The sequence below is a fragment of the Rhodococcus sp. UFZ-B548 genome (assembly GCF_903819475.1).
GTDB lineage: Bacteria > Actinomycetota > Actinomycetes > Mycobacteriales > Mycobacteriaceae > Rhodococcus_F > Rhodococcus_F erythropolis.
In genome coordinates this window covers 1-15,402 of the sequence record NZ_CAIJDS010000017.1, presented here as the reverse complement: position 1 = coordinate 15,402, position 15,402 = coordinate 1, and the positions used below count along the sequence as shown (strand labels likewise).

The following is a 15,402-nucleotide window of genomic DNA, read 5'->3' as shown; positions in this document are numbered from 1 at the left end:
CCTTGCTACGAAAGAGATTCATGACTACAGCTACTCCGGTATCGCGGCTACAGGCCGAGAAGATCGAGCTCCGGTACGCCGATCGAACCATCGTGGACGAGTTGAGTCTCGAGATCCCCGACGGCGGTTTCACCGTGGTCGTCGGACCGAACGGGTGCGGCAAGTCGACGTTGTTGCGTGCGCTCGGCAGAATGCTCGCGCCGCGATCGGGTCGGGTTCTGCTCGACGGTAACGACATTCGGTCCTACCGCACCAAGGAAGTGGCTCGGCGCATCGCTCTGCTGCCGCAGTCTCCGCTCTCACCCGGAGCGATCACCGTGGCAGACCTCGTGGCTCGCGGCCGATATCCGTACCAGAGCATGCTGCGCCAATGGTCACCCGAAGACGAGCGTGTTGTCGCCGAAGCGCTTGCCGAGGTCGGAATGCGCAATGCAGCAGATCAATTGGTGGACGAACTGAGCGGTGGACAACGGCAGCGGGTATGGATCGCCATGACACTCGCGCAGCGCACCCCGGTGTTGTTGCTCGACGAACCGACCACCTTTCTCGACATTGCCCACCAGATCGAGGTTCTCGACCTCTGTTCCCAACTGCACCAGTCTGGTCGAACGTTGGTCGCGGTCCTGCACGACCTGAACCTCGCGGCTCGATATGCCACGCACGTAGTTGCCATGCGGTCCGGAAAAATCGTCATGCAGGGCAGTGCCTCGGACGTCTTCACCCCTGAGTTGCTGCGTGAAGTGTTCGACCTCGAGGCTCTGGTCCTCGAAGATCCCGAAACCGGACGGCCACTTGTTGTTCCGCGTGATCGAAGAACTGCCAGTCAGCTACCCGTCCACAACTGAACCATCGATCAGGAGATATCAATGACTACCGCATCTCGACCTGAAGAAACTGAAACCTCTGCGTCGGCAAAGGCGCCGCGCGGCGAAGATCACGACCGCGGTCTCAACGACGTGGTTGCCGTCGTCGAAAGCGTCGAACGTCCGACCGAGAGCATCTTGCCCATCACCGTCCAGCTGACTTCGTCGGCGGACGACCCGAATTGGCTGCGTCCCAACGTCGCATTCCGCATCCAGCTAGGTCCGCAGTACGGCGACGTCTCTCGTGTCTACACGGTGCGCACCTTCGATGCGTCGAGCGGTTCGATGACCTTCGACGTCGTGCTGCACGGTCACACCAGCCCGATGATGCGGTGGGCCGACGACCGTCGTGTGGGTGACACGTTCTCGCTCACCGGCCCTCGCCCGCACTTCCTCGTTCCCGAGATCACTGGTCGCCGCGTCGCACTGTTTGCCGACGACACCGCGATACCTGCCCTCTATTCGATTCTGCTTCAGTGGCCCGAGGGTGTGACCGGTGTTGGTTGGGTCGCCACCGGTGACGCCGAGGCTTTCGCGGAACTGCCCGTGATCCCCGGCCTCGAATTGCATCATGTCGAGGATCGCCTTGCCGAGTATGCCCTCGAGCTCGAGAACCCAGGAGACTATGCGGTGTGGGGTGCCGGTGAGCGAGACGAGATGCGCTCCATCCGAGCGCATTTCCGTAAGACAGTCGGCCTGGCGAAGGACGACGTGGTTGTCTTCGGCTACTGGAAGCGCGGAGTCAGCACTACCGAGATAGATCAGAACAGACTTCGGAACTACACGAGCATCCTCGAAAACGGCGGCACCCTCGCAGACATCGACGATCTGGCAATCGGTATCTGACGCTATCACCGGGCGCTAGTGCCGGCGGGAGGTTCGGGAACGTCGTGCCTCATCGCCTGTGAGACGTACCCCGTGCCGATTCTGACGCCGCCCAGCCACTCGGTGAGGCGCGCCGCCTCGGCATCGAGAGAACGTCGCGCAGACGCTGACACGGTCTCGAGCAATCGAACGTGGACCACACCGGTTTCGTCTTGGATCCAGCACCCTACGACACGACCGTCGACCCAAGCCGTGGTGCCGGCATTACCGCGGGTGTCGAAGAGTTGGTTGCGGTGCGGGCCGAGGTAGAAGTCACGGTTCTTCCACCCCATGATCGTCGGGTCGAGTACCGGTAGGAGTGCCACCCAAGGACCTGAATCAGGCACCGTGGCGACGTCATCCGGTAGTAACCAGCCCGTGTCGCCTCCGTCGAGTGAGACTGCAACGGCTTCGAGTTCGGCGAGGGCGGCCCGGACGACCGTCTTGGTCGAGCCCAGCCACCAGACGATGTCGTCTTCCGTCCCCGGTCCGAAGGAGTGGAGCCAGCGTCGGACTATTTCTCTGTATCCGTCTGCAGATTCGAGATCGGTGGGGGCGTCGTCGAGCCAGTGTCGAGTGAGAGTCCACAGTGGGCGTGAGACGGGGAATCGGGCGGTGTTGGCGCCGCGCATGATGTCTGCGGTCGCCCCGAGGTGGGTGAGAACCCTGGGTGCCGACCAGATTTCGCCTGCCGAACCCTCGACCTTGACGTCGATCATCGGTACTGCCTGACGGACCTCGAGTGCGGAAAGGCCTTCAGGGGCATCGGTGAGCAGTGTCAGAACCTCCGCCCGCGCGCGATCGAGCCAGTCGTTGCCGTCGACGGCGATTCCGGCCTTGACGACATCCTTGGCCATTCGTGCGCGCTCGGTGTTCGCGACGCGGGCGGACGCGCTCGACCACGCGGCCGGCAGCAAGTCTCGGGGAAAGGTGAAGAGCGTGCGGCGCATAGCCAATTGCTTCACGAGACTGCGTTGGTCGTACAAGGCGTTGTCGACGTCAGTGGCGTCCAATGACCGAACCCTCGCCCAGCAAGACAGATAGACAGTCGCTGATTCGGTGGCGTGCAGTACCGTCATCGCCTGCGTGGCAGCTTCCGGAGAATCGACGCGGAACGAAGGCGCCAGCGCATGACGTACTCCTATGCGTGCACGGCGTTCGTCGTCGGAGACATGGCGCATCAGGCCATCGTGCCACAGGCCAAGTGCGTCGTATCGGCTAGTTGCGCGAGAGTTCGATTGCGCCAGTAGTCGTCGTGTTGGAGATGTGTGATGGCCCCGGGCGTGGTCGCGAAGTTCGCAAACCCTGTGGCTTCGACGGGGATCTGCAGCCAGGCGGAGACGACGAATGTGTGTGCAAATCCGTGTGTTACGACGATGTGATCGTGATCGAGTTCGGTCATCAGTTCGCGAATGCACTCACCGACCCTTGATGCGATGTCGCGGCGGGTTTCGGCACCGGCAACGGGGCCACGGTGATCGAGGCGGTTGTCGTCAGGAGCCGGAACCTGCCGCTGGGTCAGCCACGAGTTCGGGCGCCCTTCGGCTTCTCCGAAGCTGATTTCGCGCAATCGAGAGTCTGTTGTCGCCGGAACATTAAGTGTCCGGGCGATGATCGCGGATGTCTCGGCGCACCGTTCGAGGTCGGAAGAGGTGATGCGGATCGGGCGCGAAGTTCCTGTCCGTCGACGTTTCAACTCTTCGGCGATCAATTCTGCATCGCGCCTGCCTGCGGGCGTGAGAACCGAATTGTGCCAACCTCCGACGATGTCCTGTGCTGTGTGTTCGGCATGAGGATGAGTGACGACGTAAAGATCCTGCACGAGACCCCTTTTTGTTTACCCGACCGTTTCGGGCAACAGTATTCCAGGATTGAGGATTCCACGCGGATCCCAGGACGATTTGATCAGCTTCATGGCGGCGATGTCGGTTTCCGTGCGCCCCAGCGCTATCCACGGTGACTTCGCGCGACCGATCCCGTGCTCGGCGCTGATACTTCCGTGATGGGCGGAGACGAGTTCGAAGACCGTATCGGTCAGTTCGTGGGCGATGCTCGGTTCGGCGTCAAGAAGATTCACATGGATATTCCCGTCGGCGAAGTGTCCGAACAACATTGGACGCACATGGACGAATCGTTCGGTGAGTACTTCGCGGAGGCTCTCGATGAACGTGCCCATCACGGACAAGGGGACGGAGATGTCGAGTTTGACCACCGGAGTCGTCGATGAAGCGCTGATGCTTTCGGTATGGCTTTCTCGCAGAGTCCACAGTTTTCGAGCGGGGCCAGGCTCCACTGTCGCGTCCTCGATGAGATCGGCAGAGGCGGAGAGAACTTCGAGGAGTGACTCTTCCGTCTCGCGCGGCGATGACACCTCGATCAGGGTGTACATCGGTGACGGTGTGCCGAACGGGCGACGGGCATCAGTGTGCGCGCAGACGAGGGAGATGCCGTCGTCGGTCATGATCTCGGCGGCCTCCACGGTCAACCCGCTCTGGCGCACGCGGTTGCACAACTGCAGCGCTTGGTCGACGTCGCGCACACCCGCGAGCACAACTTGGGTGTCGGTCGCCGGGGTGACCAACTTCATCAGGACCTTGGTGACAATCGCGAGCGTCCCCTCACTGCCCGCAAGAAGCCCTGGGATGTCGTATCCGACATTGTCTTTGACGAGTGGAGTCCATCTACTCAGTACCGAACCATCGGCAAGTACTGCCTCGATCCCGAGTATCTGTGCCCGTGTATTTCCGTATCGGACCATGCGGGTACCACCGGCGTTGGTTGCGACGATGCCGCCGAGGGTCGCGGATTCCTTTGATGCCAAATCGATTCCGAATCGGAGGCCATGTGCCGAGGCCGCCAGGTCGGCGCGAGCGACGGTCACGCCCGCACCGGCCGCGATTGTCCGGCCGATGGGGTCGACGGTCTCGATCGAATCCAAACGCCTGGTGCTCAGCACCACTGATCCAGCCGATGGTATTCCGCCACCGACAAGTCCGGTATTTCCACCTTGCGGGGTGATGGGAATCCCGGCCTCGAAGCAGGTCGTGACGACGGCGGACACTTCGGCGGTGTCGGCCGGACGGACCACAGCTATTGCGTCGCCGATCCAACGTCCCGTCCAGTCCCGTGTGTAACCCTCGATCAGCTCTGGATCGGTGAGAACATGCGCTTCGCCGACGATCTCTGCGAGGGTGCCGAGGAACCTCGCGTCCGTTGCAGATTCGCGTGCTTCGACGAGTGTTCGGGGGCTCATGTTCAACCTTGTGATCGTTCGGGGACAGTTTTTCGAGAGACGAGCGGTAGAGCAATCTGCACTCGATCCTCCGACCTCAGGTGATGCGCTGTCCAAGACCAAGTAGTGACACCACCATCTGTTCTTCTTATAATCGCCGTATGAACCTGCAGCGCGCCCGCTATCTGATTGCTCTGTCGGATCACGGCAGCTTCACTCGCGCCGCCGCGAACGTTCACGTGGCGCAATCTGCACTCAGTCAGCAGATCAAGGTTCTCGAGCGCGAACTCGGAGTTCCTCTGGTGGATCGCCGAGGTCCGCAGTTCACTTTCACCGACGCGGGGCGGGTAGCGGTACGGGAGGCACGCTTCTTGCTCGGGTGCGCAGACCGGGCGGTCGAACGAATTCGATTGGCTGCACGCGGTGTGGACGGGGAACTGCGCATCGCGTACACCCGTTCGTGGGCGGGTGGCGCCGTCGGAGATCTGGTCAGCACTTATCGCAAGCTCTATCCAGGCGTCGAAGTTGTCGTGCACCGGGGCACTTCGGCGCAGACTGTCGACCTCGTCCGAACCGGAGCCGTCGACATCGCGGTTGTGCGACCGCCGCTCGATGACGAGGATCGTGAACTTCCCCTGATCGTCCTCGACACCGAACCTATCCTGGTCGCCGTTCCCGTGGATCATCCGTTCGGGGATCGAACGACACTCGAACTCGGAGATCTGGTGGACGTCCCCGTCGTATTCTGGCCCGAGGCGAATGCGCCCGGGATGTATTCGCGTACGCTCGAACAACTTTGGCCCGACAGCACTCCCAATATCGTTCGATTCGAGGCTGACGACGAGCAGGTTTTGCACGCCGTCTCGGACGGGGTGGGAATTGCGCCGATCCCGCAGGGGCGGGCCCGGATGCTCCGAATCCCGGGTATTCATCTGTGTGAGATCGCCGGTATGCAGCCGACTCTCGAAGTTGCCGTGACCTACCGTCCGGACAACCCGAATCCCGCGCTTGCACCCTTCGTTGCGCTCGCCGAACGCGAAAGATCGTCAACCACTGTGTAGCACAAGTGATGCGCGGTGGGCCCTATCCGCCATCGAGGACCAGCATCATGGCCGTTGCGCGTGCCCGGTTCTCGATGGTGTCGACGTGGAATCCGACGTGCTGGGACAGCTTCGCCAATCGGTGCGCAACGCTGCTGTGATGAAGATGCATGGAATCGGCTGCGGCCCTCAATGTTCCGGATTGTAGGTATGCCCTCAAGGTTTCGAGTAGTTCTAATCCCTGTTTGGTATCGCCGATCTCTTCGGCAAGAACCAGATCCGGTATTCGCGAGTGATCGATGTGTGATCCCGGTGCCAGGAGGTTGAGGGCGCCGAGATCGTCGGCGTTCACGACCGGTGTTGTTGCTGACGCCTGTGCACGAGCGAATCGTGCAGTGCTGAGTATTGTATTCACTTCGGAAGCGGAAGCAGCCAAAGATATTCCGGCGCGAATGGATGACGACAGTGCTGACTCGGACAGCTCGGGTGTCGGTGCGAACGAACCCGCCACGAGATTCAGATACTCGCCATCAGCTTCTATCCCAACGGCTTTGCCAGGTGTGCAATCTTGCGAAATAACAAGGTGTGCAGTGCCGCCGGCCGTGTCTGAGACTGCCTTGGTTGCCATGACTCGGACTGGGGTTTGGGGTTCGATACCGAGACCGGCGCAGGAGGTGAGCACCGCGAGTTCATCCATCGGGAACAACAGATTTCGAGTGTGCTCGGCTTCGGTAGGCAAGCGTCGGGGTTGCAGGATTATCGCTGCGGTCAGGGCCATTCGATCGACGAGCATTTCGTCGAGCGGCAAGTGCGCACCAGGACGCTCGATCCATACCTTCCCGAGAACCTCGTCGTCTACAGCGATGTCCCTGGCCATGCTCGGAGGGAACTGGGGTTCGGGTGACCATCGGCCGCGTGGGTCACATCGGCGCAAATTCTTCTTGCTTCTACCGTGTTCCACGATCTCGATACCTACAACGCAGTCCGCCAACTGCGCGCTCGCGCGAAGCAGAGATGCGGTGTCGGAGCCGTGCCGCACGAGCGTGTCGAAGTAATCGATGACACGTACCAGGCCTGCCGAGTCTGCATCGAGCTCGGCAAGCCGGTACATCAGTCCTTGCATCTCGCAACGCTACGAGACAGGCGACAGCGAACGCAACCCTCTCCGGAGCGCAGTGAGGGCTTCGGCGGCAGTTCTTTCGCTGACTGCTGCGGTCGCCACTAGTGCCGACCCGTGAAAGGTTCCGGGGAAGGAGTGCAATTCGACGCTGACTCCCGCATGCAGCAGTCGAAGGGCGTATTCGATTCCTTCGTCGCGAAGAGGGTCGAGTTCCATGGTGGACAGGTAGGTCGGCGGCAGACCGGTGAGGTCGGTCGCCCGGGACGGCGAAGCGTAAATGGAGACGTCAGGATCTTCGGGACCTGAATACGACGCGCCGAGGTAGTACTTCCACGACAGGATGGCGTTGGGGCGGTGCCACAACGGTGTGTCGACGAAGTTCGTCATCGAGACAGTCGCCAGACGGTCGTCGAGTTCAGGAATTTCGAGGAATTGGAATGCCACGGGCACAACGCCCTCGTCGCGGGCTTTGAGGACAGTGCCTGCGGCCAATCCGCCGCCTGCACTCTGCCCGCCCACTGCGATGCGACTGGGATCGACCCCCAGTTCCTCTGCATGGGCGTGGATGTAGAGGAGCGCGGCGTAGCAGTCGTTGACGGGGCCGGGAAAGGAGGTTTCGGGGGCGAGGCGGTACTCCACGTTTGCAACGGCGAATCCGAGTTCGCGCGCTACCTCGACACAAAATGGATCGCTGGACTCAGCGGTGCCGATTGCAAATCCGCCGCCATGGATCCAGAGCAGAACGGGGACAGGGCCGGCGGTGTTGTCCGGGGTGAAGAAACGAATCTTGACCCCCGGATCGCCGTCCAGGCCAGGAGCGGACAGTTCACGAAGCGAGACTCCGTCGAATGACAGGTCGGCCAACATGGCGCCGATCAGAGCATCGTAGGTGGCCCGCGCGTTGGGGAGGTCAGCGAAGTCCACCTTCGGGAGCATGGTGAGCGCTGCGGCGAGTTCGGGGTCGAGAGTGGGGAATGTTGTCATGCACTCATCATCGAGTCTGAATGTGGCCTACGTCACCAGTGGTTTGTAGGAAATCGGAGAGCCTTCCTCCGACGCCCGTCGGATCTCCCTAGGATGACGCCGGTGGACAGAGTACATCTCGGGGTGGGTTCGAGCGATTCGGAAGTTGGGTCCAGGATCGGTGGACGCCCGCCGCAGGTTTTCGCTGGTCAGCCGATTTTGCAGACGCATGAGTATCTCTTGACGCTCGAGGCGCACACGGCTCCGTGGCTCGGTGCGCGAGAGCTTTCCGTCTTCATCCGTCGGGGATTCTCCATCGGCGACGACGACCTCGAATACCCGGACATCGGGGTCAGGGCAGTCCTGCACCCGCCGTCATCACGAAGTGCGGAATCGGCCGGCACTCACGAGGGCCTGGGGAGCGCGGCGTTGATCAATCTTCACGCAGACGACGAAGTGATGCCGTTGGTGCTGATCGCGCCGCAACCGGTGCTCATACAAAATGAACCGTCCTACGCCGATGCCGTCGAGGCGGACGGGCATCGCTTCCTGTTCCAGATCAATGAAGAGGGATGGCCGGTGGTTGCCGAGCCGCAACCCGAGTTCGTCGAGGAATACCTGTTTGGCTACGGCTCGGTGTATTTCTACGGGAGCGCTGACGCGGCCGGGCTCGCCTATGAAGTCGTGCCGGGATTTCTCGATTTCTGAGCTGCCAGACGACCCTTCTGCCGATACCGTGGGCAACGTATTCGACCGGCGGATTTGTCCTTCGAAAATTAGTTTCGGAAGTTTGTCGATCGGCGTCTTTGCCGTTCGACGTGTAGGCAGAGGGACCGAATGAGCGGTCCACAAACGAAGGAGATTCTCATGAAGTACATGCTGATCATGCGTTCCACCGACGAAGCCATCGAAGCATCCAAGGACATGGACTTCGACGAGATCATCGCCGCGATGGGGCAGTACAACGAGTCCTTGATCAAGGCCGGTGTGCTGCTGGCGGGTGAGGGATTGGCGATGGAGGAGGGATTCATCGTCGATTTCGAGTCCGATCCGCCGCTGGTCTCCGACGGCCCGTACGGCGAGACGAAGGAGTTGTTCTCGGGATTCTGGATCATTCAGACGTCGACCAAAGACGAAGCCTTGGAATGGGCGAAGCGCTGCCCGCTCGGGCCGGGAAGCAAGCTCGAGGTGCGCCGCGTGAGCGAGATGTCGGACTTCGATCAGGACAACGAGTACATCCAGAAGGAAGCCGGCTGGCGTGAAGAGCTCGGTACCGATCGTCCGGTCGCAGGCTGAACCATGACCGACGAGGCGGTGCGAGAAGAAACGAGAAAGGCTGTCGACGCGGTCTGGCGAATCGAATCCGCGAAGATCGTCGCCACGTTGACTCGCACCGTCGGAGATCTTGATCTCGCCGAAGACCTGGCAGCGCAGGCTCTGCTCGAAGCTGTCGAGCAGTGGCCTGCCACCGGAGTTCCCCGAAATCCCGCTGCCTGGCTGACTTCCGTTGCGACGCGTCGAGCAATCGACGGGTGGCGACGACGAGAGAGGCTGGACGAGCGCTACGCCCACTTTGCGCGTGAACTCGAGAACGACGCTTCGCATTTCGACGACGTCAGCTGGGATCCGGATCGGATCGACGACGACGTCCTCCGGCTGATGTTCATCGCCTGCCACCCGGTGTTGAATCGAAAAGCGCAGGTGGCCTTGACTCTTCGGGTTGTAGGCGGGTTGACCACCGAAGAAATTGCGAAGGCATTCCTGACGCCGACCGCGACAGTTCAGCAGCGGATAGTCCGTGCGAAGAAGGCGTTGACCGCATCGAAAGCGGTTTTCGAAGTTCCAGGACGAGAAGAGTTTTCGAGCAGGCTGAGCGCCGTCCTCGGAGTCCTGTACCTGGTGTTCAACGAAGGTTATGCAGCCAGCTCGGGGGACGAGTGGATGCGGGCGGACCTGAGTGCTGAAGCTCTGCGGCTCGCGCGAATACTCGCCGAATTGGTCCCCGGGGAATCCGAGGTACACGGCCTTGTTGCGTTGATGGAGCTGACAGCCTCGAGATTCGGCGCTCGGACAACCTCGACAGGTGAGCCCATCCTGCTGGCGGACCAGGACCGGACTAGGTGGGACCGCCTACAGATCTCGCGTGGGCTTGCGGCGCTGGAACGAGCTGACGCCGTCGGGCGTGGACGTGGCCCGTACGGTTTGCAGGCAGCGATAGCCGAATGTCATGCGCGAGCAGCAACTTTCGATGACACCGATTGGAAGAAGATAGTCATCCTCTACGAGGCTCTGGCGCAACTGGCGCCATCGCCCGTGGTCGACCTCAATCATGCGGCGGCGGTATCCATGGCATACGGTCCTGACCCTGCGCTCGAATTCGTCGACAAGCTTGTCGCTTCAGGTGAACTGGCCGACTACCACCTGCTTCCCAGTGTTCGGGGGGAGTTGCTCAGTCAGCTCGGCCGATCCGAGGAGGCTAGAACCGAACTCCTCGAAGCAGCGAGGCTGGCCGGGAACGAGCGTGAGCGTGCAGTATTGGTCGCGAAAGCAGATGCGCTGCTGTCGGATCAGTAGTCACACGATTGGTAGTCAGGGCTGAGTCGGATCATCGTTCGGCACCATGGGCGGCATCCCGACCCCGTAAGGATCGAGCATGTCCGATACACGTCGACCCCACCGTTCATGCGCGGACTGACGGGTCATTCCGGCAGCGCGGCCGATGGTTGCCCATGTTGCGCCGAATCTTCGCAGGCTCATGACGCTTGCCGTCGAATCGATGCCTGCGGCGAGCTGGATCCGAAAACTTGCCAACTGCCAAGCCATCTGACGCTGCGCCGGGATGTCGGTGTCCTGTTCTGCCTCCCATTCGGGGCTGCCAGGTAATGGATCCGTTCCGACAATCTTGTCCGCCTGCGCGCCGGCCTCGGCGATTCCGGCGTTGACCGTCGAAGTTGCGGCGGTCTCGATCTTTGCGGTCAGGGCGGTCTCGATCAGATCTTGCATAAGAAATTCTCCATTCGTCAGGTTTAGCCTGACAGTTTCAATCGAATGTTGTCAAGAGGTACCTGACTGATTCCATTTGATTAATGCACGATCTATTTGTGTACTATCTAAATGGCCTTCGGTTCTGTTGGCCGACGTCGAAGGGGTTGCTGGTGAAGATCGTGGTTCTGTCATTCCTGATGGCGCTGACCTTGATGACGGTCGGGATCATCGCGGCGCGCAACTGCAGCACTCGACCTGCCGTGACCGGGGCAGTTACTGCGGCGTCGACGGTTCTTGCTGCCGCCTGGACACTTTTTGCCGTGGCCTTCGTACTGGCCTGATCGCACTTCGGCGTGAGCGCGCCAGCGTCGGCGACTGAACTGCGCAGCAGGTCAGGTACGTTTTGTCTGCAGCGCGATGCCGCATACCCTGGCAGGCGTGGCAATTGCTGAAACAGACAGGAACTATGGAGGAAGGTCGGTCGCGGCACGCAAGGCCGAGCGCCGTTCCCTCTTCTTGAATGCTGCTCTCAGTGTGTTTGCCGACAAGGGGTATGCCGGAAGTTCGGTGGCGGATATCTGTGCGTCCGCGAGTTTGGCCAGAAGGCAGTTCTACGACGAGTTCGGTAGCCGCGAGGATCTACTCCTGGCGCTGTATGACCAGATTCAACTCGACGCCAGAATTGCAATGGTCGACGCACTCGACGCGGAGCCTTCGGTCAATCTGCGGGACAAGGCAGCAACGGCCATGGCTGCCTTCGTCGAGTCGGTCGGAAGTGACCCGCGACGTGCACACGTTGCCTTCATCGACGTCGTGGGTGTCAGTCCTCGAGTGGAAAAGCATCGTGTGGACCAACGTTCGGTTTGGGCAACATTTTTCGAGTCGATCATCAAAGGGATTGTGGGCGACGATTACGAACCGCCGGGTGGTTACCGGTGGGCGTCCACTGCCTTCATCGGTGCGCTTACCGCGCTGGTGCACCAGTGGAGCACTACGGAGCCTCGTCCCCCTGTGTCGGTACTGGTGGATCTGATGACGGTGCTCCTGAACGCGTTGATTGACGACGCGCCCCTTCGTGCCGGCGAATAGGTCACGAACACCGGGGATTGTAATCCAGCCCACAACGCTCTACTCTCGTCCTCAATATGTTAGACACTCGCATCTAACTTGTGCGCCCGTGATGAGAACTGCGGCAACACAAGGCAATCTGTGCTTTTTCGGGGAGGAATTGGTATGGGACGACGCTGGACAACTGACCGACAACGCGGGGGCTTCGCGATTGCCGTGATTGCAGTAATCGGGCAGATCGCACTTTCGGCACCTGCCTCAGCGGCACCGGACGGAGGTGTTCCTACCCAAGTTCAGGTCCAGCCTGCCCTGCCGCCTGCGGTTGCGCCGCCATTGCCTGCGCTGGACCAGGCCTTTTATGAACCGCCCGCCGGGGTCGTCGAATCCAAGGAGCCGGGTGAGATCATCGCCGCGCGTACAGTGAATCTCGGTACTCTCAATCTGATTCCGACCAATGTTGATGCGTGGCAGATCTCATATCGTTCCAATAACGCTGCGGGTGAGGCGATTCCGGCTGTCACCACAGTGATCAAGCCTCGCGGCGACACTCGCGACGGCGGGCCGCGTCCGCTGCTGTCCTTTCAGATGGCCGAAGACTCGCTCGGAAGTTACTGCGCACCTTCGTATGTCATGCAGCAGGGCGCATTGCCGTGGCTGGTGACGGGCGCTGCCACTGGTGGGGCGCAGTTCCTCGAAGTGCAAGCGGCGCTGGCGCAGGGCTGGGCACTATCGGTGCCCGATCATCAGGGGCCGAATTCTTCTTTCGCGTCCGGCCCGGTAGCCGCGCGGATCACGCTCGACGGTATTCGTGCCGCCGAGAACTTCGAACCCATGGAGCTGCAAGGTCGGTCGACTCGAGTAGGGCTGCTCGGGTACTCGGGCGGGTCGATTCCTACTGGTCACGCGGCTGAAATGCGGCGCACCTATGCCCCGGAACTGAATGTCGTCGGAGTCGCCGAAGGCGGTGTTGCAGCCGATCTCGGTGCTTTGCTCGACAATGCCAACAACGCTCTAGGGGCCGGGATCGTCGCTGCCGGTGTCATCGGAGTGAGCCGAGAAGATTCTGAACTCGCAGGCTTCATAGATCAGCACATAAACCCCTCCGGCCGAGCGCTTTTCGCTGCCAAAGACAACCTGTGCATGCTCTGGACGTCGGCTGCTGTGCCCTTCCTCAACATCAAAGGTTTCCTCGATGTACCGGGAGATCCCGTCCAACATCCCACGGTGAGAGCCGCGCTCTCTCGAGCTGCCATGGGTAAGTCCGTTCCTGACGTGCCGATGTACATCTACCAGTCGAATCCCGACTGGTTGGTGCCTGTGGGCCCGGTGAACAAACTCGTCGATACCTATTGCCAAGATCCTTCTGCGAGTGTCGTTTACACAAGAGACCACTTCAGTGAGCATGTCAGCATGGAAGTCGTCGCATTGCCGAGTGCTCTGCTGTGGCTTCGTGATCGGTTCGCCGGCGTCCCGGCCCAACAGGGGTGCAGCACCTTCGATGCTGGATCGATGGCGCTTGATCAGAGAACGTGGCCGGTCTGGGAAGACGCAGTGGGCGAACTTGTCGCAGGCCTGTTCGGCAAGCCGATCGGAAACTAGCGGGGGACGTGATGTTGTGGTGAGGAATTCTCCCAGGGGCAAGGTGTTGCACTGACTGGACGTTGTTTCACTGATCGGGCCTTGACAATGGAGTCTTGTCACAACTGGCTTCTTGTCACAATTGGGTTCCTGTCACCGACGAAAGGTTGCGCGATGACAAAGCTGTTGTTTGCAGTCACTTCTGCAGATCAATGGACGCTGAACGACGGGACAGCCCACCCAACCGGATACTGGGCGGAAGAACTGGTCGAGGCGCATCGCGTTTTCGTCGAGGCCGGTTACGACATCGTGATCGCGACGCCAGGCGGTAAAGCCCCCGTTGTGGATGAGGGAAGCCTGGCGCCTGAGGTCAACGGCGGGCAAGAAGGCGCTGATCGTATGCGCAAGTACATCGCCGATCTGCAGCCGGTGCTGGATTCGCCGGAGATTCTGGAGAACGCCGATGCTGCCGACTACGACGTGGTCTTTGTGCCAGGTGGACATGGACCGATGGAAGATCTTGCAGTGTCGGCATCCTTCGGCGAGCTTCTGGTGAAGTTCTTGGACGCCGACAAGGTGGTTTCGGCGGTCTGTCACGCACCGGCGGCACTTCTGCCCGCCCAGAGATCCGATGGAAGCTGGCTGTTCGACGGCTATCAGCTGACGGCGTTCACCAACGAAGAGGAGACGCAGGCTGGTCTGGCGGACAAGGCTCCGTGGCTGCTCGAAACTCGGCTACGCGAGTTGGGCGGCAAATTCTCGAAGGCTGAGGCGTGGTCGCCTTATGTCGTGGTGGACCGGAAGCTCTACACCGGTCAGAATCCGGCTTCGTCGAAGCCGCTCGCCGAGCGGATCGTCGCGGACTTGGGCTGAACGATCACCGGCTAGGCCCGAGCACGGCTTTTGGCACCGCATCGAGGACTCTTTCGATGCGGTGCTGGGCCGTGTTCTGTTGTGCCCGAGGAGTACTACCTCAGGTTTTGAAGGTGGTGTTCGCCGGCCGCGGATGCTGCCCGGGGTCGATCGAGGGCGGTGGGATGAACCAGGGTTTGTTGTCGACCCCGATGCGGATCACCCATTTCCCGACGAACCCGGATTTTCGGTGCATCAACCGGTGATGCGAACGGCACAGCAGGACAAGGTTGCTCATCACCGTCGGCCCGCCGTTGGCCCAGTGCCGAATATGGTGCGCATCCGTCCAGGCCGGTACACATGTGCAGCCCGGGAAGGCGCAGCCCTTGTCTCGGGCGATCAACGCCACTCGCTGCTCCGCGGACACCAATCGCTTTCCGGGTTTCGCATCGAGCGGCGCGCCGTGGTCGTCGAGCAGGACAGTGGAGAGGAAACAATCACAACCGAGGAGTCTGGTCTGGGATACCGACAGCGGCCCCAGCCAGGGCATGTGCCCGACATCGAGATCCGACACAGCCACTCCACCACCATCGGGCGAGGGTGCGGCGGCGCAGTCCCGATGCTCCGCCAAATCACGCGCGTTGATGTGCACGTTCACGTGCGGGCGTTGGCCGCCATCGGTGCCAGTTTTGGCGCAGTCCAGATACCGCCGGATCAGTTCGGTGAACCCGTCCGCGGTCCGCTTCGCCGCCGACCGAGAATCCGGGGTTCCATCCGGAGCGGGGGTGGGCATCGTCAGATTCGACAACGCCGACAACAACATTTCCCCGGTGAGAG

The 15,402-nt window shown here is 61.0% G+C and carries 17 protein-coding genes; 10 read left to right on the top strand and 7 right to left on the bottom strand.

The genetic code is table 11. The annotated features are described in order from the left end of the window. Positions 1–20: 20 nt before the first annotated feature. Both H7C86_RS16315 and H7C86_RS16310 read left to right on the top strand, forming a co-directional pair. The gene (locus tag H7C86_RS16315) at positions 21–845 is read left to right on the top strand and encodes an ABC transporter ATP-binding protein (RefSeq protein ID WP_020909629.1); all 825 of its coding nucleotides are present in this window, start codon (positions 21–23) and stop codon (positions 843–845) included. Positions 846–866: 21 nt separating this feature from the next. Beyond that, positions 867–1,709 carry a siderophore-interacting protein gene (locus H7C86_RS16310; protein ID WP_182261834.1) on the top strand — a complete coding sequence of 281 codons (843 nt, stop codon included), beginning with the start codon at positions 867–869 and terminating at the stop codon, positions 1,707–1,709. Between the two features lie 5 nt (positions 1,710–1,714). Here H7C86_RS16310 and H7C86_RS16305 read toward each other — a convergent pair whose 3' ends face one another. Genes H7C86_RS16305 through H7C86_RS16295 form a run of 3 tightly spaced genes read right to left on the bottom strand, consistent with a single transcriptional unit; the run spans position 1,715 to position 4,980 of the window. After that, positions 1,715–2,908, bottom strand: coding sequence for a winged helix DNA-binding domain-containing protein (locus H7C86_RS16305; protein WP_182261833.1), 1,194 nt, complete (start codon positions 2,906–2,908; stop codon positions 1,715–1,717). Next, positions 2,908–3,549 carry a histidine phosphatase family protein gene (locus H7C86_RS16300; protein ID WP_182261832.1) on the bottom strand — a complete coding sequence of 214 codons (642 nt, stop codon included), beginning with the start codon at positions 3,547–3,549 and terminating at the stop codon, positions 2,908–2,910. The genes H7C86_RS16305 and H7C86_RS16300 overlap by 1 nt, the downstream gene beginning before the upstream one ends. A 15-nt stretch (positions 3,550–3,564) precedes the next feature. Next, complete coding sequence (locus tag H7C86_RS16295) at positions 3,565–4,980, bottom strand: FAD-binding oxidoreductase (protein ID WP_182261831.1); 1,416 nt, start codon at positions 4,978–4,980, stop codon at positions 3,565–3,567. 140 nt (positions 4,981–5,120) lie between these two features. On the opposite strand from H7C86_RS16295, the gene H7C86_RS16290 reads away from it, so the two are divergent. Further along, positions 5,121–6,020 (top strand): LysR family transcriptional regulator, encoded by a 900-nt coding sequence (locus H7C86_RS16290; RefSeq protein WP_021333305.1) that lies wholly within the window; start codon positions 5,121–5,123, stop codon positions 6,018–6,020. A gap of 22 nt (positions 6,021–6,042) precedes the next feature. On the opposite strand, the gene H7C86_RS16285 is transcribed toward H7C86_RS16290, so the two are convergent. Together H7C86_RS16285 and H7C86_RS16280 are read right to left on the bottom strand one after the other, a co-directional pair. After that, entirely contained in the window at positions 6,043–7,122 is a 1,080-nt protein-coding gene (locus tag H7C86_RS16285) for a helix-turn-helix domain-containing protein (protein WP_259349215.1), read from the bottom strand. Positions 7,123–7,131: 9 nt separating this feature from the next. Next, complete coding sequence (locus tag H7C86_RS16280; RefSeq protein ID WP_182261830.1) at positions 7,132–8,103, bottom strand: alpha/beta hydrolase; 972 nt, start codon at positions 8,101–8,103, stop codon at positions 7,132–7,134. 93 nt (positions 8,104–8,196) lie between these two features. Between H7C86_RS16280 and H7C86_RS16275 the strand changes: the two genes are divergently transcribed. The 3 genes from H7C86_RS16275 to H7C86_RS16265 all read left to right on the top strand — a co-directional run bounded on the left by H7C86_RS16275 (position 8,197) and on the right by H7C86_RS16265 (position 10,656). Then, complete coding sequence (locus tag H7C86_RS16275; RefSeq protein ID WP_182261829.1) at positions 8,197–8,790, top strand: hypothetical protein; 594 nt, start codon at positions 8,197–8,199, stop codon at positions 8,788–8,790. 159 nt (positions 8,791–8,949) lie between these two features. Beyond that, entirely contained in the window at positions 8,950–9,378 is a 429-nt protein-coding gene (locus H7C86_RS16270) for a YciI family protein (RefSeq protein ID WP_007735729.1), read from the top strand. Positions 9,379–9,381: 3 nt separating this feature from the next. After that, complete coding sequence (locus H7C86_RS16265; RefSeq protein ID WP_092765713.1) at positions 9,382–10,656, top strand: RNA polymerase sigma factor; 1,275 nt, start codon at positions 9,382–9,384, stop codon at positions 10,654–10,656. Between the two features lie 15 nt (positions 10,657–10,671). On the opposite strand, the gene H7C86_RS16260 is transcribed toward H7C86_RS16265, so the two are convergent. Then, positions 10,672–11,085, bottom strand: coding sequence for a hypothetical protein (locus H7C86_RS16260; RefSeq protein ID WP_046379562.1), 414 nt, complete (start codon positions 11,083–11,085; stop codon positions 10,672–10,674). 152 nt (positions 11,086–11,237) lie between these two features. On the opposite strand from H7C86_RS16260, the gene H7C86_RS16255 reads away from it, so the two are divergent. From H7C86_RS16255 to H7C86_RS16240, 4 genes are all read left to right on the top strand, one after another. Continuing rightward, entirely contained in the window at positions 11,238–11,408 is a 171-nt protein-coding gene (locus H7C86_RS16255) for a hypothetical protein (RefSeq protein WP_175470379.1), read from the top strand. A 76-nt stretch (positions 11,409–11,484) separates the two neighbouring features. Then, entirely contained in the window at positions 11,485–12,156 is a 672-nt protein-coding gene (locus tag H7C86_RS16250) for a TetR/AcrR family transcriptional regulator (protein WP_081051136.1), read from the top strand. Between the two features lie 144 nt (positions 12,157–12,300). Beyond that, positions 12,301–13,734, top strand: coding sequence for a lipase family protein (locus H7C86_RS16245; protein WP_182261828.1), 1,434 nt, complete (start codon positions 12,301–12,303; stop codon positions 13,732–13,734). A 153-nt stretch (positions 13,735–13,887) separates the two neighbouring features. Continuing rightward, the gene (locus H7C86_RS16240; RefSeq protein ID WP_182261827.1) at positions 13,888–14,586 is read left to right on the top strand and encodes a type 1 glutamine amidotransferase domain-containing protein; all 699 of its coding nucleotides are present in this window, start codon (positions 13,888–13,890) and stop codon (positions 14,584–14,586) included. Positions 14,587–14,686: 100 nt separating this feature from the next. On the opposite strand, the gene H7C86_RS16235 is transcribed toward H7C86_RS16240, so the two are convergent. After that, positions 14,687–15,402 (bottom strand): HNH endonuclease signature motif containing protein (locus H7C86_RS16235; RefSeq protein WP_182261826.1); only part of this gene is annotated, 716 nt, incomplete at its 5' end.